The 20347-nt window shown below is 70.2% G+C and carries 24 protein-coding genes; 10 read left to right on the top strand and 14 right to left on the bottom strand.

The features are described 5' to 3' along the window. Nucleotides 1–73 precede the first annotated feature (73 nt). Nucleotides 74–1141: a hypothetical protein gene (locus tag ACQPYZ_RS07610; protein WP_433166617.1), complete on the top strand. Its 1068-nt coding sequence runs from the start codon at nucleotides 74–76 to the stop codon at nucleotides 1139–1141. On the opposite strand, the gene ACQPYZ_RS07615 is transcribed toward ACQPYZ_RS07610, so the two are convergent. Next, nucleotides 1138–1782, bottom strand: coding sequence for a TetR/AcrR family transcriptional regulator (locus tag ACQPYZ_RS07615; RefSeq protein WP_433166618.1), 645 nt, complete (start codon nucleotides 1780–1782; stop codon nucleotides 1138–1140). The genes ACQPYZ_RS07610 and ACQPYZ_RS07615 overlap by 4 nt on opposite strands. A 140-nt stretch (nucleotides 1783–1922) precedes the next feature. Between ACQPYZ_RS07615 and ACQPYZ_RS07620 the strand changes: the two genes are divergently transcribed. Further along, a complete protein-coding gene (locus ACQPYZ_RS07620) occupies nucleotides 1923–2786 on the top strand; it encodes an esterase/lipase family protein (RefSeq protein ID WP_433166619.1) in 864 nt (287 codons plus the stop codon). A gap of 20 nt (nucleotides 2787–2806) precedes the next feature. Here ACQPYZ_RS07620 and ACQPYZ_RS07625 read toward each other — a convergent pair whose 3' ends face one another. From ACQPYZ_RS07625 to ACQPYZ_RS07635, 3 genes are all read right to left on the bottom strand, one after another. Continuing rightward, a complete protein-coding gene (locus tag ACQPYZ_RS07625; protein ID WP_433166621.1) occupies nucleotides 2807–3004 on the bottom strand; it encodes a hypothetical protein in 198 nt (65 codons plus the stop codon). 72 nt (nucleotides 3005–3076) lie between these two features. Then, nucleotides 3077–3565, bottom strand: a complete 489-nt coding sequence (locus ACQPYZ_RS07630; RefSeq protein WP_433166623.1) for a DUF2505 domain-containing protein — start codon at nucleotides 3563–3565, stop codon at nucleotides 3077–3079. Nucleotides 3566–3607: 42 nt separating this feature from the next. Further along, nucleotides 3608–4045, bottom strand: a complete 438-nt coding sequence (locus ACQPYZ_RS07635; RefSeq protein ID WP_433166625.1) for a PPOX class F420-dependent oxidoreductase — start codon at nucleotides 4043–4045, stop codon at nucleotides 3608–3610. A 114-nt stretch (nucleotides 4046–4159) separates the two neighbouring features. Here ACQPYZ_RS07635 and ACQPYZ_RS07640 point away from each other — a divergent pair, with 114 nt between their 5' ends. Continuing rightward, entirely contained in the window at nucleotides 4160–4813 is a 654-nt protein-coding gene (locus ACQPYZ_RS07640) for a TetR/AcrR family transcriptional regulator (RefSeq protein WP_433166627.1), read from the top strand. Nucleotides 4814–4937: 124 nt separating this feature from the next. Here the strand turns inward: ACQPYZ_RS07640 and ACQPYZ_RS07645 are convergent, their stop codons facing one another. The 3 genes from ACQPYZ_RS07645 to ACQPYZ_RS07655 are packed head-to-tail and all read right to left on the bottom strand — an operon-like array spanning nucleotide 4938 to nucleotide 7192. Further along, the gene (locus ACQPYZ_RS07645; protein ID WP_433166629.1) at nucleotides 4938–5318 is read right to left on the bottom strand and encodes a hypothetical protein; all 381 of its coding nucleotides are present in this window, start codon (nucleotides 5316–5318) and stop codon (nucleotides 4938–4940) included. Nucleotides 5319–5328: 10 nt separating this feature from the next. Continuing rightward, the gene (locus tag ACQPYZ_RS07650; protein ID WP_433166631.1) at nucleotides 5329–6705 is read right to left on the bottom strand and encodes a glycoside hydrolase family 76 protein; all 1377 of its coding nucleotides are present in this window, start codon (nucleotides 6703–6705) and stop codon (nucleotides 5329–5331) included. A 37-nt stretch (nucleotides 6706–6742) separates the two neighbouring features. After that, complete coding sequence (locus tag ACQPYZ_RS07655) at nucleotides 6743–7192, bottom strand: hypothetical protein (RefSeq protein WP_433166633.1); 450 nt, start codon at nucleotides 7190–7192, stop codon at nucleotides 6743–6745. An 81-nt stretch (nucleotides 7193–7273) separates the two neighbouring features. Between ACQPYZ_RS07655 and ACQPYZ_RS07660 the strand changes: the two genes are divergently transcribed. The 3 genes from ACQPYZ_RS07660 to ACQPYZ_RS07670 all read left to right on the top strand — a co-directional run bounded on the left by ACQPYZ_RS07660 (nucleotide 7274) and on the right by ACQPYZ_RS07670 (nucleotide 10660). Further along, on the top strand, nucleotides 7274–8095 hold the full coding sequence (locus ACQPYZ_RS07660) for a tryptophan 2,3-dioxygenase (protein ID WP_433166635.1): 822 nt from the start codon (nucleotides 7274–7276) through the stop codon (nucleotides 8093–8095). A gap of 73 nt (nucleotides 8096–8168) precedes the next feature. Next, complete coding sequence (gene murJ / locus ACQPYZ_RS07665) at nucleotides 8169–9725, top strand: murein biosynthesis integral membrane protein MurJ (protein WP_433166637.1); 1557 nt, start codon at nucleotides 8169–8171, stop codon at nucleotides 9723–9725. Between the two features lie 194 nt (nucleotides 9726–9919). Next, nucleotides 9920–10660 (top strand): hypothetical protein, encoded by a 741-nt coding sequence (locus ACQPYZ_RS07670; RefSeq protein WP_433166639.1) that lies wholly within the window; start codon nucleotides 9920–9922, stop codon nucleotides 10658–10660. Between the two features lie 105 nt (nucleotides 10661–10765). Here the strand turns inward: ACQPYZ_RS07670 and ACQPYZ_RS07675 are convergent, their stop codons facing one another. From ACQPYZ_RS07675 to ACQPYZ_RS07685, 3 genes are read right to left on the bottom strand one after another with little or no spacing between them, the layout of a single operon-like run. Then, the gene (locus tag ACQPYZ_RS07675; RefSeq protein ID WP_433166641.1) at nucleotides 10766–11461 is read right to left on the bottom strand and encodes a response regulator transcription factor; all 696 of its coding nucleotides are present in this window, start codon (nucleotides 11459–11461) and stop codon (nucleotides 10766–10768) included. Continuing rightward, nucleotides 11458–13059: an ATP-binding protein gene (locus ACQPYZ_RS07680; RefSeq protein ID WP_433166643.1), complete on the bottom strand. Its 1602-nt coding sequence runs from the start codon at nucleotides 13057–13059 to the stop codon at nucleotides 11458–11460. Before ACQPYZ_RS07680 ends, ACQPYZ_RS07675 begins: the two co-directional genes overlap by 4 nt. Beyond that, a complete protein-coding gene (locus ACQPYZ_RS07685) occupies nucleotides 13034–13693 on the bottom strand; it encodes a hypothetical protein (RefSeq protein ID WP_433166645.1) in 660 nt (219 codons plus the stop codon). Before ACQPYZ_RS07685 ends, ACQPYZ_RS07680 begins: the two co-directional genes overlap by 26 nt. 90 nt (nucleotides 13694–13783) lie before the next feature. Here ACQPYZ_RS07685 and ACQPYZ_RS07690 point away from each other — a divergent pair, with 90 nt between their 5' ends. The 3 genes from ACQPYZ_RS07690 to ACQPYZ_RS07700 all read left to right on the top strand — a co-directional run bounded on the left by ACQPYZ_RS07690 (nucleotide 13784) and on the right by ACQPYZ_RS07700 (nucleotide 16124). Continuing rightward, nucleotides 13784–14389, top strand: a complete 606-nt coding sequence (locus ACQPYZ_RS07690; protein ID WP_433166647.1) for a hypothetical protein — start codon at nucleotides 13784–13786, stop codon at nucleotides 14387–14389. Nucleotides 14390–14518: 129 nt separating this feature from the next. Beyond that, complete coding sequence (locus tag ACQPYZ_RS07695) at nucleotides 14519–14917, top strand: hypothetical protein (RefSeq protein WP_433166649.1); 399 nt, start codon at nucleotides 14519–14521, stop codon at nucleotides 14915–14917. Between the two features lies 1 nt (nucleotide 14918). After that, on the top strand, nucleotides 14919–16124 hold the full coding sequence (locus ACQPYZ_RS07700; protein ID WP_433166651.1) for a hypothetical protein: 1206 nt from the start codon (nucleotides 14919–14921) through the stop codon (nucleotides 16122–16124). A 2-nt stretch (nucleotides 16125–16126) separates the two neighbouring features. Here ACQPYZ_RS07700 and ACQPYZ_RS07705 read toward each other — a convergent pair whose 3' ends face one another. The 4 genes from ACQPYZ_RS07705 to ACQPYZ_RS07720 form a co-directional block, all read right to left on the bottom strand. After that, entirely contained in the window at nucleotides 16127–16789 is a 663-nt protein-coding gene (locus ACQPYZ_RS07705) for a Bax inhibitor-1/YccA family protein (RefSeq protein ID WP_433166653.1), read from the bottom strand. A gap of 108 nt (nucleotides 16790–16897) precedes the next feature. Then, nucleotides 16898–17752 carry a phosphotransferase family protein gene (locus ACQPYZ_RS07710; RefSeq protein ID WP_433166655.1) on the bottom strand — a complete coding sequence of 285 codons (855 nt, stop codon included), beginning with the start codon at nucleotides 17750–17752 and terminating at the stop codon, nucleotides 16898–16900. Between the two features lie 27 nt (nucleotides 17753–17779). After that, the gene (locus tag ACQPYZ_RS07715; protein ID WP_433166657.1) at nucleotides 17780–18625 is read right to left on the bottom strand and encodes an endonuclease/exonuclease/phosphatase family protein; all 846 of its coding nucleotides are present in this window, start codon (nucleotides 18623–18625) and stop codon (nucleotides 17780–17782) included. Nucleotides 18626–18700: 75 nt separating this feature from the next. Next, nucleotides 18701–19669 (bottom strand): NmrA/HSCARG family protein, encoded by a 969-nt coding sequence (locus tag ACQPYZ_RS07720; protein ID WP_433166659.1) that lies wholly within the window; start codon nucleotides 19667–19669, stop codon nucleotides 18701–18703. Nucleotides 19670–19750: 81 nt separating this feature from the next. Between ACQPYZ_RS07720 and ACQPYZ_RS07725 the strand changes: the two genes are divergently transcribed. Beyond that, on the top strand, nucleotides 19751–20251 hold the full coding sequence (locus tag ACQPYZ_RS07725; protein ID WP_433166661.1) for a MarR family winged helix-turn-helix transcriptional regulator: 501 nt from the start codon (nucleotides 19751–19753) through the stop codon (nucleotides 20249–20251). Nucleotides 20252–20347: the final 96 nt, after the last annotated feature.

Genomic DNA, 20347 nt, shown 5'->3' on the forward strand with positions numbered 1-20347 from the left:
AGGGGTGGTCGGGGATTTCCCGGGGATTGGGGTGGATCGGGAGTAGGTGAGCCAGTTGCGGCGTTTTCCGGGTATGCACGAAACCGATCTGCACCTGGAGCCCAACGAAGCCTCCGACCTGTGCCGCGTGTTCGGCCCGGACCTCCTTACCCGTCATGGCTGGGACCGGGCGTTCGCCACGGTGCTCGACGAGGCGACGGCCGAGGACGCACTCGCCCTGCTCGTCCACCCCGCCGGCGCGCCGCTCGACGAGGACTGGGCGGCCATGCGCGTCCTCACCGACGCCGGGCCGAACGCGGGCAGGACCGAGGACGCCGAGGCCTGCGCGTCCCGGGACGGGTACGTGTACCTGGTCGGCTCGCAGTTCGGGAAGAAGGCCGGCCCGCTCGCGGCCAAGCGATCCTGGATCGCCCGCGTGAGCGAGCAGTCCATCGCGGACGCCCTCGAGCACGGCGGCCGCCCGGCCCTCGAGGTCGTCCGGCTGCGCTTCGGCCTGCACCGCGCGATCAACGACGCCCTGGCCGACGTCAAGCTTCTGCCCCTGGGCCCGTTGGGACGCCAGGTGTACGTCGACGCGACGATCACGATCGGTGAGCGGAAAGCCAAGCGCTGGAGCGGGACCGTGCTTCCCACGGATCACCCGGTCAACATCGAGGCGGCCGAGTTCCGCCCGGACGGACGGCTGCTGCTCGGCCTGCGGTACCCGGTGACCGCCGACGGCCACCCCGTGCTGGTCGAGCTCGAGAACGTCGACGAGCTGTTCGCCGACCCGGACGCCGTACCGCGGTGTGGCAACGTCTGGGTGCTCGGTGACGTCGGCAGCGTCGAGGCACCGGCCGGGTTCCGTGCGCTGGACACCCGCGGCGGTGACAGCTTCGACGCGATCATCGGCGACCTCGACGCGTCCGGGAAGTCGGCCACCGTGCTCGCCGACCACCCGGAAGGCGCCCGCGCCGACTCCGAACACGTCCGCTTCCAGCTCCCGCCGGACACCAACGGTGGCATCGTGAGCGCCGACGTCGTGCACCACTTCGGCGACATTCGCCGGATCGAAGGCGTCGCGGTCGACCACGAGGGCCACGCCCACTACGTCATCGACGAAGAGGGCCACGTCGCCTTGCGCACCTTGGTGTTCGACTAAGCGGTCAGGCCCCGGCGGACCACGATGTAGTAGGTGGTCATGTCGTCGATCAGGGCTTCGATCTGGTCGGGTTTGGGCGGGTCGGCGTCCAGGAACCAGTCGGAGATCAGGTCGAACAGGCCGCCGACGAGCCCGATGGCGACGCTGTGCCGGACCGCGCGCTGGTCGTCGGCGTCGGGTCCGGTGGGCGGGCCGTCGTACCGGTCCCACAACTGCTCGAGGAAGCCCGCGGCCCAGCGGCGGTTGGTCCGGCGCTGGCGCTCGACCACCGGTGAGATGCCGGCCGCCATCCCGAACGTCACCTTCGTGACTCGCGGATCGTCGAGCAGTGCGTGCGCGAACGCCTGGATCAGCTTCGGTGCCACCTCGCGCTCGTTGCCCGTCGCCTGCGCGGCCAAGCCGGCGACCTGTGCCTGCAGGCGCTCCGAGGTCCGCTGCAGCAGCGCGACGTAGCAGTCCTCGCGGTTGGTGAAGACCTCGTAGAAGCTCTTCGTGCCGATGTACGCCGTACTGCAGATCTGCTCGATCGACGTGTTGATGTACCCGTTGGCGGCGAAGAGTTTGAGGGCCGCGTCCAGCAACTGCTCGCGGCGCTCGGCCCGGCGTTGCTCGGCGTCCAGTCCCCGAATGGTCCGTCCCATGCGCTGCACGTTACCCCCGGTGCCGACGCGGTAACCAAGTGAACCGGTTTTGAACACGAGCTCTTGTTCACAACCCGACTTTCATGCTCCACTGTCGGTGATCCGCTCGTCACAGCAAGATACCGTCACGGGGAGTCGCCATGCCACCTCTCGTCCGCCGAGCCTTCGCCGCGCTCCTCGCCGGCGTACTGCTCACCGCAGCCACCACCGCGACCCCAGCGGCCGCCGCGCCGTCGTCGGGCTTCGACAACTGGGCCTGCAAGCCGTCGGCCGCGCACCCGAATCCGGTCGTCCTGCTGCACGGTCTCGGCGGCAACGGGCCGGGCAACTACTCGTACCTCGGCCCGTTCCTCGCCGCGAAGGGGTACTGCGCCTTCACCCTGACCTACGGCCAGGCGTCGCCGGCGATCCCGGTCGGCGGGACCGTCTCGATCGCCGAGTCGTCCGTCGAGATCGCGGCGTTCGTCCAGCAGGTCCGGCAGGCGACCGGCGCGGCGAAGGTCGACCTCGTCGGGCACTCGGAGGGCGGGTTCCAGAGCATCTACGGCCCGAAGCTCCGCGGGTACGCCGGCCACGTGGGCAAGGTGGTCGCGCTGGCGCCGCCGACCCACGGGACGACGTTCGGCGGTCTGGTCAGCGTGGGCGACTACCTCGGGCTGCGGCCGCTGGTGGATCAGGTACTGCGGGAGTTCGGCTGCCCGGCATGTGACGAGTTGATCGTGGGAGGTGCGGCCGTGGAGCAGCTGACCGCCGGGCCGATCGCGCAGCCGGGGATCAGGTACACGGTGATCGCGTCGCGGTTCGACGCGCTGGTGACGCCACAGTCGACGTCGTTCATCCGCGAGCCGGGCGTGACGAACCGGTTCGTCCAGGACGTGTGCCCGCTCGACCCGGTCGGCCATGTCGGGCTGGCGTTCGATCCGACCGTCGCCCAGCTGGTCGCGAACGCACTCGATCCCGCGCACGCCAAGCGAGTGGTGTGCGCCTTCGGCCCGCCGCTCTAGCCAGGCGCGTGTGGCCGGCGTCAGGCGGTGCGGTGGAGTTGCTGGAGTGGTGGGTCGACCAGGAGCGCGGATCCGCACTTCACGCAGATCCACTCGTCCGGCTCGTCGACCAGGTGATCGGCGGCCTCGATCCGTTCGAACGGCATCACGGTGGCGCAGAAGACGCAGTACTGCGAGTCCTCGCCGGCCTGCTCGGCCCGCCGGCCTTTCTTTCGCACGACTGGCTCACCTCCGGGGCAGCTGTTCGTTTCAGACTGCCACCGGAGGCGAGCCGGTCAGGGTAGCGACACTCAGTGGGTCCATTCCCGGCCGAGCTCGTGCTCCTTCTGCAGACCCGAGCGGATCGCGTCCACCACGAACGGCTCGATCTTCTTGCCGATCAGCGGGACCGCGACCTTCACGTCCAGCTCGATCGCCTGCACCGTCGTCGATCCGTTGCCGGTGATCTCGGCGGTGCCCTTGAGCGTGACCGGGGTGTTGCTGATCTCGCCGCGGATGTCCGCGTGCCGGGATCCGTCCGGTCTGGCCGCGTGCCAGGTCTCGGTCTGCACCACGGTCAGCGTCTCGCCGACGAACTTCCGCGCGATGTCCGGTACGTCGTGCGACGGCATCTCCCGCTGGACCCGGACGACGGTGTCACCGCCGGACTCGGTCACCTCCACGGCGTACGACAGCGCCTTCGTCTTCTCGCACGCCTGCTCGCGGAAGGTGGCGTCCGTGACGATCGCGAACACTTCCTCGGGTGTGGCGTCGTACGACGCCGACAACTTCAGCTCCATGCCGCACATCATGGCACTGCCGGGTGATCACGCGAGTGTGTGTCAGGCGGCCGTCCCGGTTCCGACGTGGTGAACCGTGCGCCTCGGTTCGAACGTGCGGTCGTTGGAGCCGTCGAACGGCAGCGCCTCGAGGTTCCAGCTCCACGACACCGTTGGGGTGACCCGCAGGTACAGGCCGGGTCCGAACATGCCGGTGTGCTCGACGAAGTCGCCGGTGCCGTAGACGCGCAGGAAGCGTGGCGTCCACGGATCGGTGGTGATCACGTCGTCCCACAGCAGCACGACCTTGGTGTTGCCGGCCGCGACGTTCAGGTGCTTGCGGGTCCGCTCCGGTTCGTGCCCGCCGCCGAGGTAGAAGTAGGTGCCGTCGTACTCGATGCCGACCGGGACGGCGTCCGGCTGTCCGTCGGAGGAGACGGTGCCGATCCGGCCGACCGGTTGGGTGTTCAGGTAGTCGATCTCGTTCTCGGTGAAGGACATCGTGCCTCTCCTTTGCGTGCAGGGTGTCCGATGCCGAGTGCACTCTCGGCTAGAGTACTACGCAGATGGCAATTAGTAAAACGATGGTTGTACTTCGGCGGAGAGGAGCCGGTCGTGGTCGGCAGGTCGGACAAGCGGCGAGCGATCATCGACGGGGCGCTCGCCGAGTTCGGGCGGGACGGGTACGCGCGGGCGAGCATGGACGCGATCGCCGCCGGCGCGGGGGTCTCCACCCGGACGATCTACGCCCACTTCGGCAACAAGGCCGGGCTGTTCGAGGCCGTGATCCAGGACAGCGCGACCCGGGTCGCGGACGCCCAGATCGCGATCATCGAGCGGCACCTCGGCAAGATCGTCGACCTGCGGACCGACCTGGAAGCGTTCGGCCTGGAGTTGACAGCGCCGATGACCGGCTTCACCGACCACTTCGCGCTGGTGCGGCACGTCGACGCGGACCTCGACCACATCCCGCCGGCCGCGATCGAAGCGTGGCAACTCGCCGGCCCTAGGCGGGTCGTCGGCACCCTCGCCACCCACCTGCGCCGAATCGCCAACCACGGCCTCCTAACACTCGGCGTACCCGGCGAAGACGCCGACCCCACCGCCGCCGCCGAGCTCGCCGCGACCCATCTCATGCTGCTGGTGCAGGGCGCGGTCCCGTTCCACCACGGCATAGGCGCCCGCGACGAAGCCGACCGCGACCGCATCGTCCGCGCCGGCGTACACACCTTCCTCCACGGCCACACCCCCCAGCCGCCCAAGAGGTGAGGTTCGGCGTGGCCCGCTCTCCGCCGAACCTTTCCCGCTCAGATCACAGCTTCATTCGCTGAGCTACAGCGTCATCCGTTCACGGGAGGATCCGGCCGATCACAGTTCCTGCGAGGCGGTGTCCTTAGTCGTTGATCCAGCTCCAGACGCTGGTGGTGGCTGGTACTCCGGCTGCTTCGAAGCCTTCGAGCACCCGGTGCTGGTTGCCTTTCAGCGTCAAGCGGTCGCCGTCGTGCAGGGCGGTGCGGAGCGCCGCGACCAACCGGTCCTCAGCGGGGCCGGCGGCGTCCGGCGCGTAGTGGTCGGCGAGGACGTCCAGTGCGTCGTACGGCGCGTGCACGCTGTAGCCGTACTCGCGCCCCGGATCGTCGCCGCGCGGGCCGTAGTCGTAGAACTCGGTGAACGTGATGCCGCGGTCGCCGCCGCTGGGGTCGAGGATCAGCGTCAGCGTGAAGATGCAGCCGTTCTCCCGATGGACACGCAGCAGCGTCTCCCGTCGCGTCATGTCCTGCAAGTTACCCCGAGTAGGGAGTTCCATTCAGGAGGTCGAGCGCGGACTGCTGCCGGGCGGCGTCGAGCATGTCGATCGGTCCTTCCCAGCGCAGTCCGTACTGGTCCATCGCCGTACGGTTCGCGGCGAACGCCCGGTCGGCCTGTCGCCGCAGGTACGCTGTGTACGGACGATCCGGCAGCGCCTCATTGAGCTTCGCCAGACCGCGGACGTGCGCACCCTTGAACGACGGCGCGTCGTCCCCGCAGTCGTCGGACTCGCACGGCTCGCGCAGGATGCCGTCCTCGGTGTGTAGCTCCGGTGCGGTCGTGGACGCGTCGGCGAGCTGACGGGCCGTGCTCAGGTACGCCGAGTTGTTCGTTGCCCTGGACAACTCGGTGAGTGCGCCGAGCAGCACTCCCTGGTTGTACGTCCACGCCGTCTGCCCGTTGTTCCGGCCGGTCGACAGCTCGATCCCGTCATTGACGAGGTGCGAATCGTTGATCATCTCCGTCTGCAGGAACCAGGACCACCCGCTCTCCGCCCGCTGCAGGTACGCCGCGTCGCCGGGCATCCGGAGGTGCAGCGCCGCGTTCAGGTGGATGTAGAGCGAGTTGGAGATGGCGTTCTTGTACGTCTTCGCCTCGCTCCACCACACCCCGCCGCCGCACGTGTCGTCCCAGTACGCCGCCATGTGGTCGGCGTCGGCGCGAGCCGTCTGCAGATAGCGGGCATCACCAGTCAGGTCGTACGCCGCGATCCACGCGAGCCCCCACCACCCGGTGTCGTCGATGTAGTCGTTGCGGAACTGTCCCTCCGCCGCGTCGAGATTGAGCTCGTACGTCCGCGCGATCGCGTACTGATAGCGGTCCATTCCGGTCACCCGGATGTTGTCGATCAGCGCAGTCAACGCGTTGGCCGAGTTCCACCAGCCGGTCGTGTCGAACAGGCCGGTCCCGTAGTTGTAGAACTGCATCTGCGCGGTCGCGGCCGCCGTACGGCGATCGCCCGCGTTCCACGTGGTCCGGGCCCACGGCGTACGGGCGATGCCGGGACCGTCGACGGCTCTGCCGCAGGCGCGGAGGGCGCCGACGCCGTGGTTGTTCCAGTCGTCCACGTTGTACATCTGCGTACGTCGATCGTGTCGACCGGACGGGATCGCGGCGTTCCCGAGGCGGTCGTCGGTCCAGGTCCGGCCGCCGTCCATCGAGCGTTCCAGCCAGACCTCGTCGCCCGGACGGCCGTGCTCGATCGAGGCCCAGCCCATCCCGTCGGCGTCGTCGAGGTGCAGCGCGATCGTCCGGCCGAGCAGCGTCGTGGACACCGGAGCACGGTTGCCCGACGAGAGCGCGGGGTCGCGGGCGTCGCAGTACTTGTTGCAGATCGTCGCTCGAGTCGACATGGTGACCGCCGGAGTCGAGGGTGACCGCTTCGAACCGTCAGGACGTTAGCAGTGCCGCGAGCACTCCGGCCGTGGTCAGCACGGTGACGACGATCGCGAACAGGCTTCCCCGCCGGCCGCGCTCCCGGATGGTGGTCGCGTCGAGCTCCCGCGCGCACGGCTCGAAGGTGGGCTCGTCGGCCGGCGCGAACAACGTGCTCAACCGGCCCAGCGCCGTACGCCGGCAGGCCTGCTGGGCCGCCTCCCGGACGACGTCCCGCCGCACGAGCTCGCGCGGACGCGACCCGCTCGCGGGCAGAACCCGCTGGACGACGGCATGCGCCGCGGCCACTCGCCGTTGCCGGCTGATCGCCGGCGGGAGGATCAGATAGGCCAGGTGAACCAGCGAGGCGTAGTCGTCGGGCAGCAACGCCTCGATCTGCGGTTCCTCACGCGTGGGTCCCTGGATGGGACCCGGGACGAGCGGGGTCTGGACCGTGGCGGACATGCAACTCCTCGATTTGACGTACCTCACTCCCAACGAGCGAATCGCTGACCGGTCACGAAGCGGTCGGCTACCCTCGGCCCCATGAGTACTGGTGACGGGGTGGCCGGACGGTGGGGCGGAGTCGACATCCACTTCGGCGAGGAGGGCGGCCGGCTCACGTACGGCAGTTATCTCCGGCTGGAGCAGCTGCTCGACCAGCAGCGGCTGGAGTCGGACCCGCCGGCCCACGACGAGCTGCTGTTCATCACCATCCACCAGGTGTACGAGCTGTGGTTCAAACAGGTGCTTCACGAGCTGACCGCCTCCCGGGACGCCATGCTGTCCGGTGAGCTCTGGCTGGCCGAGCACCTGCTCCGCCGGGTGCACACGATTGAGCGGACGCTGACGCAGCAGATCGACATCCTGGAGACGATGACCCCGCAGGACTTCGGCGAGTTCCGGCACCGGTTGTCGCCGGCGAGCGGCTTCCAGTCGGTGCAGTACCGCGAGATCGAGTTCCTGTCCGGGGCGAAGGACCCGTCGTTCGTGAAGCGGTTCCGTGGCCTGAGCGACGCCGAGAAGGACCGCCTCGGGCAGCGGCTGGCCGACCCCACGCTCTGGGACGCGTTCCTCGCCGTCCTCGAGAAGGCCGGGTTCGCCACCGACTCCGAGGACGCCGTCCGCGACGCCCTCCGCAAGGTCGCCGGCGACCGCGCCCACTACGCCGCCGTCTGGGAGCTGGCCGAGGCCCTGCTCCAGCACGACGAGCTCGCCGCCGCCTGGCGCGCCCGGCACGTCGTCATGGTCGAACGGATGATCGGCACCAAGCCAGGCACCGGCGGCTCCTCCGGCGCCGGCTACCTCCGCAGCCGCCTCGACCTGCGCTACTACCCCCTCCTGTGGGACCTCCGCTCCAGCCTGTGATCTGACCCCGGGCGGGGATGAGAGTTCTCCAATGCGGGCGGTCATGTCGACTTGGCGTCTTTAGACTGCGCGCATGTGGAGCGTGACCCGCGCCGCGGCTGTGGTCACGGTTCTCACTGCGGGGTCGACCCTGCTCGGCTTCGGCCGGGATGTGGTGATCGCCGCGACGTTCGGCGCCGGGGCCGCCCTGGATGCGTACTTCGTCGCGCAGGGGCTGATGAACGTCGTACTCGGACTCATCGCCGGCGCAATGGCGAAGGCCGCCGTACCCGTCACCGCACGGGAAGCCGGCAGCGAGGACGGTCGTTGCCAGCAGCATCGTGGGTTCAACGTGGCGCTGTCGGTCACGTTGATCGTGCTCGGCCTCGGTTCGCTGGTCATGTGGATCGCGGTCACGCCCGTGGTCGCCGCGCTGGCGCCCGGCTTCGCCGGGGCTCAGGCGCATCTCGCCCAGCAGTTGACCCGCGTCGTCCTGGTGGCGACCGTGCTGATCGCCGGCACCAACCTCCTCGCGGGCCTCGTCCAAGCGCACGGCCGCTTCGGCTGGTCCGGCCTGCAGGGTGTCCCCTTCAACCTGGTGATGATCGCGGCGGCCGTCCTCTTCGGTCCTCAGTACGGCGTGATCGCCCTGGCCTGGGGTTTCGTCGCAGGGTCCGCCACCCGCCTGCTCCTGCAACTCATCCCTACGCACCAGCTCGGCACGCGGATCAGCTTCTCGCTCCGCCTCGACGACCCGGCTTTCCGCGAGATCGCACGACTCGTCCCGGCCTTGCTGGTCGGCAGCGCGATCGGCAACGTGAACACTCTGGTCGACCGGGCTGTCGGTTCGACCCTGGCAGAGGGAACGATCTCCGCCCTCGGCTATGCCTGGCGCTTGGTCAGTCTCGGCGAGACCCTGCTGATCGCTTCGTTGCTTACGGCCCTCTATCCGGCGCTCGGCGCCTACGCGACCGACCGGGCCCGGATGCGCGGCCTGGTGGACCGAGGCGTCGCCGTGACCGCCGTCAGCCTGACGCCGATCTGCGTGATCCTCGCCTGCGCCGCGGAGCCACTGGTGTTCACGGTCTTCGGCCACGGCGGCTTCTCCGATGCCGACGCCGCGGTGACCGCGAAGGCGATGGTCTTCTACGCGCCGGCGTTGCTCGCTCTCGGCTGGCGTGAGCTCGTCGTCCGAGCGTCGTACGCCGTGGGCGATTCCAGTCGCCCGGTCGGGGTCGCGGTGGCCGCGATGGTGGTCAACGTCGTCGGCGATCTCACCCTCGGTCTGCGCTACGGGATCACCGGTCTGGCCGCCTCGACGACGCTGTCGCTCGTACTCGCGGCCGGGGCGAACACCTGGCTGCTGCGTCGCCGGCACCGCGCCATCAGCCTCCGTCCGGCGGTGACGCTGCTGCTCCGATCGGCGATCCTCGCGACCGCAGCGGCCTGCGCCGGGCTCGTGACCCGAGCGCTCGTGCCGTTCGACCCGACCGCGGGTGTGCTGCACGCGTTCGCCGAGGCGGCCTGCATCGCGGCGGCCGTCCTCGTGGTCTACGCGGCCGGACTGCTGATCACCAAGGCCCCCGAGGGAGGGCTGCTCCTCAGGGCCCTCAACGACGCCAGGCCCGGCCGCATCCGCCAGCCCTCCTGACGCGAGGCGCGCACGCGTCGGTCAGCCCTCACGCGAGGCGCGTCCGCCAGCCGTCCTGACGCGAGGCGCGCACGCCGGCCGTCGACCCGGCCCAGTCCGCCGGCGGTACATGAAAGGACTCTCATCGCCGATTCATCCACGGCGGCGGGTTCGGCTGCGAGGCTGCGGATGACCCTGCGAAAGGACTTCGAGGCATGTCCGCTTGGACCACGATCGCCGTACCGACGCGCTGGCTGGAACCGTCCGACGACCTCACCCTGGCCCTGGCCGAACACCTGCCCGCAGTGACGCCCGACGACACCATCGTCATCAGCGAGAAGGTCGCCGTACTCCTGTCCGGTGGTGCTGTCCCGATCACCTCGCTGGACGTCAGCCCGCTCGCCCGGTTCCTCGCCGCCCGGGTGCGGCCACGGTCCGGATCGCGCGGGCTGTCGGTGCCCGAGAAGATGCAGTACGTCATCCAGCAGCAGGGCCGGGCTCGCGTCACGGCCGCCGTACTGTGCGCGGGCTTCACCCGGCCGCTCGGCCACAAGGGCGCGTTCTACCGGGTCGCGGGCAGCGTGGCGCGTGATCTCGACGGCGCGCGACCGCCGTACGACGATGTGCTCATCCCGCCGATGCCGGCCGGGCGGGCCATGGAGTTGTGCCGGACGCTGCAGACCCGGTTCCGGGCCGGGGTGGCGATTGTCGACATCAACGACTTCGGCGGGACGATCCGGGCGACGTCGTCCCGGTCGCTGCCGCCGGCCGACCTGTTGCGGATCCTCGGCGGGAACCCGCTCGGGCAGCGCCGGACCGGGACCCCGTTCGGCGTCGTCCGGCGGCTGCCGGTGGGTGCCGACGTGGTCGACCAAGTAGTTGCTGGGAGCAATGAAAGGACGTTCGAGTGGAGCCTCGGTGGGAGCGGCCCGAGCGGCCGTCCCTCCTCCTGCTGACGAGGCTCGGAACGGGCCGCCCGGGTTACCCCCGCGCCGGGCGGCCCTTCCCTTGCGCCGATCGGGCCGCGGCTCAGCGGCCGGACCGCGGAGCCGGCCCAGGGCTCAGTGCGGGCCGTCGGCCGCTGGTACGTCGGCCGGGCCGGACGCCAGCCGGTAGCCCATGCCGCGGACGGTCTCGATCCGTTCCGCACCGAGCTTCTTGCGCAGGTAGCGGATGTACACGTCGACGATGTTCGAGCCAGGGTCGAAGTCGTATCCCCAGATATGACTGAGCAACTGCTGCCGTGACAGCACCAGACCGGGATTGCGCAGGAACATCTCCACCAGCAGGAACTCCCGGGCCGTCAGCTCGACCGCCCGTCCGCCCGCCGAGGCCCGTCGGCTGCGCAGGTCGAGCGTCAGGTCGCCGCAGCGCAGCACAGTAGGTCCCGCTCCACGCTCGTCGCGCAGCCGCAGCCGGATCCGGGCCAGCAACTCCTCGAACCGGAACGGCTTGGGAATGTAGTCGTCCGCCCCGCCCTCGAGCCCGGCGACCGTGTCGTCGACCGAGTCGCGGGCGGTCAGGATCACCACCGGAAGCGTGCTGCCCGCCGCCCGCAGCCGGCCGAGCACCGTGAACCCGTCGAGGTCCGGCAGGCCGAGGTCCAGCACGAGCAGGTCGAACTCACCGGTGAGTGCACGGTCCAGCGCGTCCTGTCCGCCGGCCACGGTGGTCGGGGTGAATCCGTTCGACCGCAGGCCTTTGGCCACGAACGACGCGATCAGCTCCTCGTCCTCCGCGATCAGGATCCGGTTCACGACTTGTCCCCCTGAACACCGCGAACCTCGAGCGGGCCGGTGCGGGGGATCTCCAGCCGGAATATCGCCCCGGACCCCGGCGGGGACTCGACCCACGCACGGCCGCCGTGGGCCTCCGCGATCGCCTGCACGATCGCGAGCCCGAGCCCGGACCCCTCCGCCCGCTGGGATCCGCGCCCGCGCCGGAACCGCTCGAAGATCCGCTCGGCGTCGCCCGCGGCGACCCCCAGCCCGCTGTCCCGCACCCAGAAGCGGACGGTACGGGCGTTCGCGGACGAGCCGATCGCGATCACGTCGTCCGGGCCGGTGAACTTCACCGCGTTCTCGGCCAGTTGGACGAGGGCCTGGGTCAGCCGTTGCGCGTCGGCCGAGATGGTGGCCCGGCCCCGTTGGTCGATCCGCCACTGCCGTCGGCCGAGGGCACGGGCCTTGTCGAACACCTCGTCGGTCAGCATCTCCACGTCGACGGTCGCCGTACGGAGGAAGTCCGGGCGCTGGGCTCGGGCGAGCAGCACGAGGTCCTCGACCAACCGGCTCATCCGGTCGAGTTCGCCGACCAGGAGGGTTCGGGTCTCGGCGACGTCGCGCGGGTCGGACTCGTCCAGCAGTTCGAGGTGGCCGCGGACGATCGTGATCGGCGTCCGCAGTTCGTGCCCGGCGTCGTTGAGGAACTCCCGCTGGGTGGCGAACGCGTCCTCCAGCCGGTCGAGCATCGAGTTGAAGGTCCGGGCCAGCTCGGACACGTCGTCGTGACCGGTGACGTCGATCCGGCGGGTCAGGTCGGTGTCGCTGATCGCCAGCGCGGTCCGGCGTACGTCGCGGATCGGCCGGAGCAACCGTCCCGCGGTCAACCAGGCGGCGAGCGCGACCACGGCCAGCGCGACGATCGCGACCAGGCTGTACGTCCGGATGACATCGGCGAAGTCGCCGTGCTCGGAGGCGGTGAAGTACGCGACCACGAAGGTGCCCTGGCGCTCGGCCTGGCTGACCGGCATGGTCGCGTACCGGACCGGGCCGTCGGGTGTCTGGTAGCTGCCGAAGACCGGTACGGCGGCCGCGGTCGCCTCGTCCCGGAAGGCCGGGTCGGTGTGCAGCGGCAGCGCGTCGCGTGGGGTGAAGCTGCGGTCCGGGAGGAACGCGACGATCGTCTGGTGCTCGTCGGGCACGTTGCGGCTCATCGCCACCTCGAGCAGCCGGTCGACGCTGGTGAACGGCCGCCCGGTGCCGGGGTCGATCCCGGTCCGGTGGAACTCGGCGAACTCCGCGATCTCCTGCTGCAACGAGCGGTCGATCCGGGCGTCGATCCGCTGCGACTCCAGCAGGTACGCCGTACCCGCCGCGCCGGCCATGCCCAGCGCGGTCAACACGATCACCCAGGCCAGGATCCGGGCCCGGACAGACCGGACCACCTCGGACCCGGCCCCGACCAACCACCCCGCGCCCGCAACCCCGCGCAATCCACGACCCTTGGGACGGCCGGTGCCGACCGAGTCGTCGTCGAGCGCCGGGCTGCTCTGGAGCCGGTCAGGTCTGGTGGATGTCTCGGGGCGTCGGTTCGCGCCGAGCGCCCGGTCAGTCGTCCCCGTCTCCTGCACCATCGTCGTCGTCCCCGGCGCCGTCGTCGTCCCCGGCACGGTCGTCGTCCCCGGCGCCATCGTCGTTGCCGGCACTGTCGTCGTTAGTGCCGTTGTCGTCAGCATCGTCGTCGGTGCCGTCTCCGCTGTCGGTCCGAGTGCCGGCCCGACTGTCGTCGTCCCGCTCACCGGTTCCGGTGTCGTCGCGACTGGCCCCGTCGTCGTCCCCGTCGTCGGCCCCGTCGTCGTCGGCCCCGTCGTCACCGGCCTCGTCGTCCGCGGCTCCGTCGTCGGCGTCGGTCGGGTTGTGGTCATCGTCGTCCCCACCATCGTCGTCGGCGGCGGTGGTACGCCGTACCGGGGTAGCGTCGTCGTCATCGCGCCGGTCCGCGGTGCCCGGCGGCTTGACCGGCTGGGCCGGTCCGGCGGTCCGCCGCGGCGCGGGTGCGGGCGCGGCCTGTGTCGGCGGGACCGTCGTCGCCGTGACCGTCGGCGTGGCCGCCCGGGGTGCGGGGGTCGGCGTACTCGGGCCGGGCACGACCAGTGGGTCGCCGAGATCCGGCGGCGCGGCCCTCGCGCCGAACAGGGCAGCCGCCGCGATTCCGAAGCCGGCTGCTCCGGTCAGCACCAACGTCACGAGCCTGGGAGACAAGAGCATGGTCAGACTATGGCGCGCCTGGGAAACGTAGCGATGAGAACTGGATGAGAATCCCCTCATCAGCCGAGCCGCAGTGAGGAGAACTGTTTCGTGAAGCTCTATTCGGACGTCGGCGGGCAGCGGTTCGGGCAGGTGATCGGCGATCTGCTGCTGGTCGGCTGGATCTGGCTGTGCGTGGAGCTCGGGCGGTTGGTGTTCCGGATCACGAACGCGCTCGGTACGCCGGGACGCAAGACGGCCGAGGCGGGTGACGGGCTCGCGAGCGACCTGCGGAAGCTGTCCGAGCCGATCGGGAAGGTGCCCGCGGTCGGCGACGAGTTGCGGACGCCCGTCGACGGAGCCGCGGCCGCGGCCGCCCGGATGGCGCAGGCCGGCCGGGACCAGGCCAACGCGGTGGAGCAACTGGCGTACGTGCTGGCCGGTGTGACGATCGGCCTGCCGGTGCTGTTCGCGCTGCTGATCTGGCTGCCGCGGCGGATCCGGTTCTCCCGGCGGGCGACGGCGGCGCAGAAGTTCATCGACAGCGACGCGGACCTGGACCTGTTCGCGCTCCGGGCGATGGCGAACCAGCCGATGCACCGGCTGGCGAAGATCTCCGACGACCCGGTCGGTGCCTGGCGGGACGGCGACACCGAGGTGATCTCCCGGCTCGCCGACCTGGAACTGCGCAGCACCGGGCTGCGCGCACCGTCCTGAGCACGGCGCGGCCCCTGAACCACCTGGTTCGGGGAGGTTCGTGGCGCGTAGCGGGTGCAGGAATCTCCCCGAATACGAGGTTGTCGGCGGGGGAGGGGTGTGGGACTGTGCGGAGGGGAGGGGACGGCGATGGACGACGAGCTTCAGGTGCAGGTGCTGGTCCCACGCGAGGCGGTCCAGGAGTTGCAGCAGGCCGGCGACGTACGGGTGGGAGAGCCCACCGCGGTGCAACCCGATCGGGCTCTCGCGGACGGCGGCTTCGTCGAGTTCGTCGTCATCGGGCTGGTGGGCCTGGCCGGGGCGGTGATCTCGCGGCTGGTCCGGCTGCACGAACGCAACACCGAGTCGGGCGTCATCCTCGACCTGGGCACGGATCCGCCGTCGATCAGCTACGTCGCCCGGGTTCCGCACGGCACGCTGGTCGTGCGGGAGCCGGACCGGCCGGCGCAGGTCCACAGCCTGCAGGGCAAGGACCCGGTCGAGATCCAGGCACTGTTCGACGTGCTGGTGGCGGCTGCCGGACGCTGACGTGAACAGCCGGTTCGACTTCCTCACCGGGATCGTGTACGTCGACGCCGACGCTCCCGAGGACTGGGCCGAGGATCCCGTCCTTCCCGTTTGGGCGAGCCCGAACGACCCGGAGTGGGGCGACCGCCTGCCGCGGCTGCTGATCCACGAGACCGTGCACTTCTGGCAGCTGCTCGGATCCGGCTACCTGACCCGGCTCGTCGCCGACGAGTGGCAGCGGCTGCTCGCCCTCGAGGCGGACGGCACGTTGCTGGCCGAGTCGGCGCGAGTCGCCGCGTACCGCGATCGGAGCGCCGTACCGTTCGCGGCGGACGAGCTGGCCGAGGCCTGGTGCCGCTACTGGGACGTCCACATCCGGGGCCCGGTGCGCGTGCTGGCGGAGGAACACCTCGAGCGGCCCGAAGGGCCCGCTCGCCGGGACCTGTACTCCCACACCGACTACGACTACGTGATGACGCACGGCCCGTTGGAGCAGTTGCACGCCCGGCCGTACCGCTGGCTGCTCGACCGGACCGACGGCGACTCGCTGATCTGCAACGCGATCTTCCCGTTCGTGGTCTTCACGGCGTTCGCGTCCGACGAGCCGGTGACGTTCGTGCGCGAGGCGATGACCAGGCTGCTGACCGACGACCTGATCTCGTTCGTCCGGCGATGCGCGGCCGAGCAGCGGTACCTGATCAACCAGGTCTGGCTCGCGATCGCGGAGACCGTGCTCCAACGTCACCTCGGACCACTGCTGGTCGAGTTGAGCGGGCCGACGGTGCGCGTGGGTGCCGAACTCGTCTGCGAGCCGCCGCTGTCCGGCCATCCCCTCCTCAGTCCGTACGCTGTCAAGGCGGCGAAATCGAACTTCGGGGTGTGGGCCGCCTACTTCTACCCGGCCGACGCCGGCGACAGCCCGGCGTACGCGTCGGAGTTGAGCAGGCTCGCCCGGGAGGGGCCGGTGGTCTCCCAGCTCTGCATGCCTGGGCAGCCCTGGTACCGGCTGACGCTCGGCGCGCTCGTGCCGCCGCCGGTCATCCGGTTCCGCAACCTGACGTGGTCGGCGCCGGTCGAGCTGGAGGTCGGGATCCCGCGCGGCTACCGGGCGAAGGACGGCGAGACCTTCGCCCCGGCCGTCGAGGCCCTGGAACGCCGCGCACGGTACTTCCGCTACGCCCAGGAGGAGGCCGCCCTCGGCCTGCCCATCGGCACCTTCCCCCGCTGAGGTCAGCCGTCGCTGCGGCCGGAGAAGAGTTGCAGGAAGAACAGGAACACGTTCAGCACGTCCAGGAAGATCGAGGCGGCCAGCAGCGGCGCCGAGTCGGTGTCCGAGGACCCCCGCAGCCGCTGGAAGTCGTACGCCGTCAGGCCGGCGTAGATCACCAGGCCGAGGATCGCGTAGACCAGCGCGCCGTTCGGGATCTGCACGAAGATCAGTACGACACCGAAGCCGAGCAGACCGATGAGCGCCCAGGTGCCGACCCGGCCGAGCACCGACAGATCCCGTTTGGTGGCGTAACCGGCGGCCCCGAAGCCGGCGATGAACAGGGCGGTCGCGCCACCCGCCTGCCACAACGCCTGCGGATCGGCGTTCGCGTATCGCACGAGCGTCGGCGCCACGGCCAGCCCGATCAGCAGGCCGAAGCCGCCGAGCAGGCCGACGGTCGCCTCGGTGGACCTGCGGGCCGCGAACCCCATCCCGATCAGGCACGCGAAGGCGGCCAGGAACGCGAGCAGGCCGAGGACCCCCGGCAGCCCGCGGCCCAGGTATGCGCCGATCGCGAACAGGCCGGCGGTCCCGGCGACGTACTGCATGGTCTGCGCGAACAGGGTGCGCGTCCGGTCGCGGTCGGTCACCCCGGACGGTGAGTATCTGACTGACTCGCTCATGAGCGGTCTCCTCTCGGTGGCTTGCCCCCAGCGTCGCCGGGCCGACCGTCCCTCGCGCCAGGGACAGTCCCTGGTCCGCGGGTGCCGGGGACAACCCCGGGCGGTGACTCACCTCAGGGGGAACAACCACCGCAGGGCGGCGAGTGATTTGTCGACGTACGTCGTACGGCCGGTTTCGTGGCCGAAGTGGAGGTCCTCGAGTAGGGAGCAGCGGGCGTAGAAGAGGGCGCGGTCGCAGATGAGGTCGCCACGCGGGTGGTCGCGGAGCGCCGCGTCGAGGGCGGCCGGGCCGAGGTCGCGGAGGATCAGCCCGAGGTCGCGGGCCGGGTCGCACAGGGCGGCGTCCGACCAGTCGATGATCCCGGTGATCGTGTCGGTGCCCTCGGCAACGAGAACGTGCTCGATGCCGAGGTCGTTGTGCGAGAAGACGAGCGCCTGCGCCGGCTCCGGAATCGGCGCTCGCAGGAAGGCCTCGACCTCACGGCGCTGATCGGACGACAACTGCCCGGCGAGGTCCTCGAAGAGCTCGGCCGTCTCGTCCCGCCAGGCAGCCAACGGCTCGTCGTCGCGGTCGACCAGGCCGGCCCAACCACCAGGCTCCGACGAGTGCAGTACGGCGAGGAACGCGCCGAGTGTCGCACCGATCGCGACGGCGTACGTCGCCCGCTCGGCGATCGGGACGTCGATGAGCGGCGTACCCGTGAGCTTCCAATAGGCCAGGCAGTGCTCGTCCACCACGAAGACGGGCTGCGGAACCGGCAGCGGGCTGACCGCGCCGACCCGGGCCAGCAGCTCGGCCTCCCGACCGACCGAGCCCGGCTCGCGCGCGATCCGGACGACGAGCTCGTCGTTCACCTCGTACGCCGCGTTGTCGAGTCCTGCTCCGAGCGGCACGACCCGCCGAACGTCGTACCCCGGCAGCCCGATCGCCACCAATCGCGCGATCTCCGCCTCGGTCGTCACACCACTGGAGCTTAGGGCGTCACCCCATTACCCCCGCGAACTCGCCGCGAGAGTGTAGGTCGCGGCCACCGGGAGGTGGTCGGACGCCAGGGTGGACCGGACCGAGGCGGACTTCGGAGTCAGCCCCGCGCTGTGCAGTTGGTAGTCGATCCGGCGGACCGGGAGCAGCGCCGGGCTGGTGAAACCGAGTCCGGCCCCGACCTTCCGCCAGGTGTCGGTCCAGTGCGTCGTCAGCGTCTTCACCTCGGTCGACGTCGGGATCGCGTTCAGGTCACCGACCAGCATGGTCGGCTCGGCGGCGTCCTTCAGCAGGTCGACGATCGCGTTGACCTGGAGCTGCCGCTCGCCGTCGTTGTACGTCGTCAGGTGGGTGTTGGCGAACCGCAACGGCGTACCGTCGACGTCGATCACCGCCTCCTGCAGACCGCGCTGTTCACGTCCGGGGGTCAGCGGCAGCAGCGTGTTGCGGGAGTCGACGATCGGGTACTTCGACAGCACGAGCGTGCCGTACTGCCGCCGAGGCTTGCCCGGCTCCAGCGGATCCCAGTCCAGGTTGGCGGCGAACACGTAGTGCATCTGCAGCCGCGCCGCCAGCCAGGCCGGCTGGTCCACCCAGTTGCTGCGCGCGTCGAAGTACTTGTCGACCTCCTGCAGCCCGACCACCGACGCGCCGGACGCCTCGATCACCTTCGCGACCCGCTCCAGGTCGAGGCGGCCGTCGCTGCCCTGGCCGTGGTGGATGTTGAAGGTCAGCGTCTTGACGTCGGTCGCGCGCACGGCGGCCTGCGCGGTCAGCGGCGACAGCACGAGCAGCAGACAACCGGCCAGCGCAGTCAAGATCAGCGAACGTCGGCTCCGCGGGTACCGAGTCATGGCCATCCTCACCTAGGGAAGTGTGGACGCCATGACATCGGAACGCGCTTTCAATTCGCTTTCACCCCCGCCGGACTACGGGACCTTGATCTCGTCCTTGTGCTTCGCCAGCCAGTCCGCGAACGACTGCAGCTCGGGGTTGAGCTCGCGCACCCGGTCCAGGTCCCGGTCGCCGGTGAAGGTCCGGTGGTTCTCGGCGTAGTACTGGAACATGTTGCTGACCTCGACGGCGTACGGGAAGCCGAGCGTGCGGTACTGCTCCCACGGAAGCGGGCGGTAGGCAACCTTCTCGCCGAGCGCCTCGGTGAGCGCGGCGGCGTACTCGTCGCCGGTCAGGTGGTCGCCGGCGATGCTGACGGTCGCGCCGATCAGGTCGGGGCGCTTGAACACCGCGAGGGCGGCCTTGCCGATGTCCTCCGAGGCGATCCCAGCCAGCGGCTTGTCGGCCATCGGCATCGAGATGATGAGCGTGCCGTCCTCGCCGCGGACCGGCTCCATCCCGCTGACGAAGGCGTCGAAGTAGAACGTCGTCCGCAGGTTCGTCGTCGGTACGCCGTACTTCGTGAACAGCTCGTCCGCCTCGGCCTTGGCGTCGAAGTGCGGGACGGTGTAGCGCCCGTCGTCCAGCCGCGGTACGTCGTCCCGGCCGTCGAAGTGCGGGCGGGTGTCGTCGAGGGTCGACCACACCAGGTGCGTGACCCCGGCGTCGCGCGCGGCCTCGGCGGCGATCCCGGCCTGGGCCAGCTCCATCTCCGCGGCGGTCCGCCCGGCCTCTTCCTCGGGGCTCCGCGGAGCCCAGTAGTTCGTCACCACGAACGCGCCGTACGCGCCGTCGAATGCGGCCCGCATGCTCGGCGCGTCGTCCAGGTCGGCGGCGACGACCTCGGCCCCGGCTGCGGCGAGGTCCTTCGCCTTGGCGGACTCCGGGTCCCGGGTCAGCGCCCGGACGGCGAACTCACCCGAGGGATCGGCCAGGATCGCGCGGACGAGGCCGCCGCCCTGGGCTCCGGTGGCGCCGACGACCGCGATCAGTTTCCTGCTCATATCGGTGAACTCCTTCGAGTTGATGTGTCAACTCACGTCAGCATAGCGCGCTAGGTTGATGCGTCAACCCGACCCGGTAGGATGGACGACGTGGGTAAGGGACCGTGGCTCGACGACGACGAGCAGACCGCATGGCGCAGCTATCTGCTGATGAACAAGACGCTGACGACGCACCTGGAGCGTCACCTCCAGCGTGAGTTCGGCCTGTCCAGCTCGGACTTCGAGATCCTGGTGAACCTGTCCGAGGCCGAGCACGGCCGGATGCGCGCCTTCGAGCTCGGCCGGGCGACGCAGTGGGAGAAGAGCCGGATGTCGCACCACCTGAGCCGGATGGAGAAGCGCGGCCTGATCCGCAAGGAGTCCTGCGACTCGCGGTACCCGGAGATCGTCATCACCGAGGAGGGCCTGGCCGCGATCAAGGCCTGCGCGCCGGTGCACGCCGCCCGGGTCCGGCAGTTCTTCGTCGACGTTCTCGGGCCCGACCGGATGATCGCGCTCGGCGAGGCGTCGGACGAGATCGTCGCCACCATCGACAAGCACTGCGAGACCGACTGCCCGCCGGAGGTCCGTGGTCCGTGCTGACCCTCGACGAGGGGTTCCCGGTCCTCCGGAACGCGGCTGAAATCACCCCCGGTGAGCTCTCGCATGCGCGCCGCGCAGTACTGGCCTGCCCGGCCC

Origin of the sequence: Kribbella sp. CA-247076 (assembly GCF_050942445.1) — a bacterium.
GTDB lineage: Bacteria > Actinomycetota > Actinomycetes > Propionibacteriales > Kribbellaceae > Kribbella.

What these genes read in the sequence shown, in the direction of transcription:
- ACQPYZ_RS07655 (WP_433166633.1), bottom strand. Translation starts at nt 7,192, where the DNA reads ATGTCCGCCACGGTCCAGACCCCGCTCGTCCCGGGTCCCATCCAGGGA.
- ACQPYZ_RS07725 (WP_433166661.1), top strand. Translation starts at nt 19,751, where the DNA reads ATGGACGACGTGGGTAAGGGACCGTGGCTCGACGACGACGAGCAGACC.
- ACQPYZ_RS07685 (WP_433166645.1), bottom strand. Translation starts at nt 13,693, where the DNA reads ATGCTCTTGTCTCCCAGGCTCGTGACGTTGGTGCTGACCGGAGCAGCC.
- ACQPYZ_RS07630 (WP_433166623.1), bottom strand. Translation starts at nt 3,565, where the DNA reads ATGGAGCTGAAGTTGTCGGCGTCGTACGACGCCACACCCGAGGAAGTG.
- ACQPYZ_RS07670 (WP_433166639.1), top strand. Translation starts at nt 9,920, where the DNA reads ATGTCCGCTTGGACCACGATCGCCGTACCGACGCGCTGGCTGGAACCG.
- murJ (WP_433166637.1), top strand. Translation starts at nt 8,169, where the DNA reads ATGTGGAGCGTGACCCGCGCCGCGGCTGTGGTCACGGTTCTCACTGCG.
- ACQPYZ_RS07715 (WP_433166657.1), bottom strand. Translation starts at nt 18,625, where the DNA reads ATGACTCGGTACCCGCGGAGCCGACGTTCGCTGATCTTGACTGCGCTG.
- ACQPYZ_RS07610 (WP_433166617.1), top strand. Translation starts at nt 74, where the DNA reads ATGCACGAAACCGATCTGCACCTGGAGCCCAACGAAGCCTCCGACCTG.
- ACQPYZ_RS07705 (WP_433166653.1), bottom strand. Translation starts at nt 16,789, where the DNA reads ATGAGCGAGTCAGTCAGATACTCACCGTCCGGGGTGACCGACCGCGAC.
- ACQPYZ_RS07620 (WP_433166619.1), top strand. Translation starts at nt 1,923, where the DNA reads ATGCCACCTCTCGTCCGCCGAGCCTTCGCCGCGCTCCTCGCCGGCGTA.
- ACQPYZ_RS07645 (WP_433166629.1), bottom strand. Translation starts at nt 5,318, where the DNA reads ATGACGCGACGGGAGACGCTGCTGCGTGTCCATCGGGAGAACGGCTGC.
- ACQPYZ_RS07660 (WP_433166635.1), top strand. Translation starts at nt 7,274, where the DNA reads ATGAGTACTGGTGACGGGGTGGCCGGACGGTGGGGCGGAGTCGACATC.
- ACQPYZ_RS07650 (WP_433166631.1), bottom strand. Translation starts at nt 6,705, where the DNA reads ATGTCGACTCGAGCGACGATCTGCAACAAGTACTGCGACGCCCGCGAC.
- ACQPYZ_RS07635 (WP_433166625.1), bottom strand. Translation starts at nt 4,045, where the DNA reads ATGTCCTTCACCGAGAACGAGATCGACTACCTGAACACCCAACCGGTC.
- ACQPYZ_RS07695 (WP_433166649.1), top strand. Translation starts at nt 14,519, where the DNA reads ATGGACGACGAGCTTCAGGTGCAGGTGCTGGTCCCACGCGAGGCGGTC.
- ACQPYZ_RS07615 (WP_433166618.1), bottom strand. Translation starts at nt 1,782, where the DNA reads ATGGGACGGACCATTCGGGGACTGGACGCCGAGCAACGCCGGGCCGAG.
- ACQPYZ_RS07720 (WP_433166659.1), bottom strand. Translation starts at nt 19,669, where the DNA reads ATGAGCAGGAAACTGATCGCGGTCGTCGGCGCCACCGGAGCCCAGGGC.
- ACQPYZ_RS07680 (WP_433166643.1), bottom strand. Translation starts at nt 13,059, where the DNA reads ATGGTGCAGGAGACGGGGACGACTGACCGGGCGCTCGGCGCGAACCGA.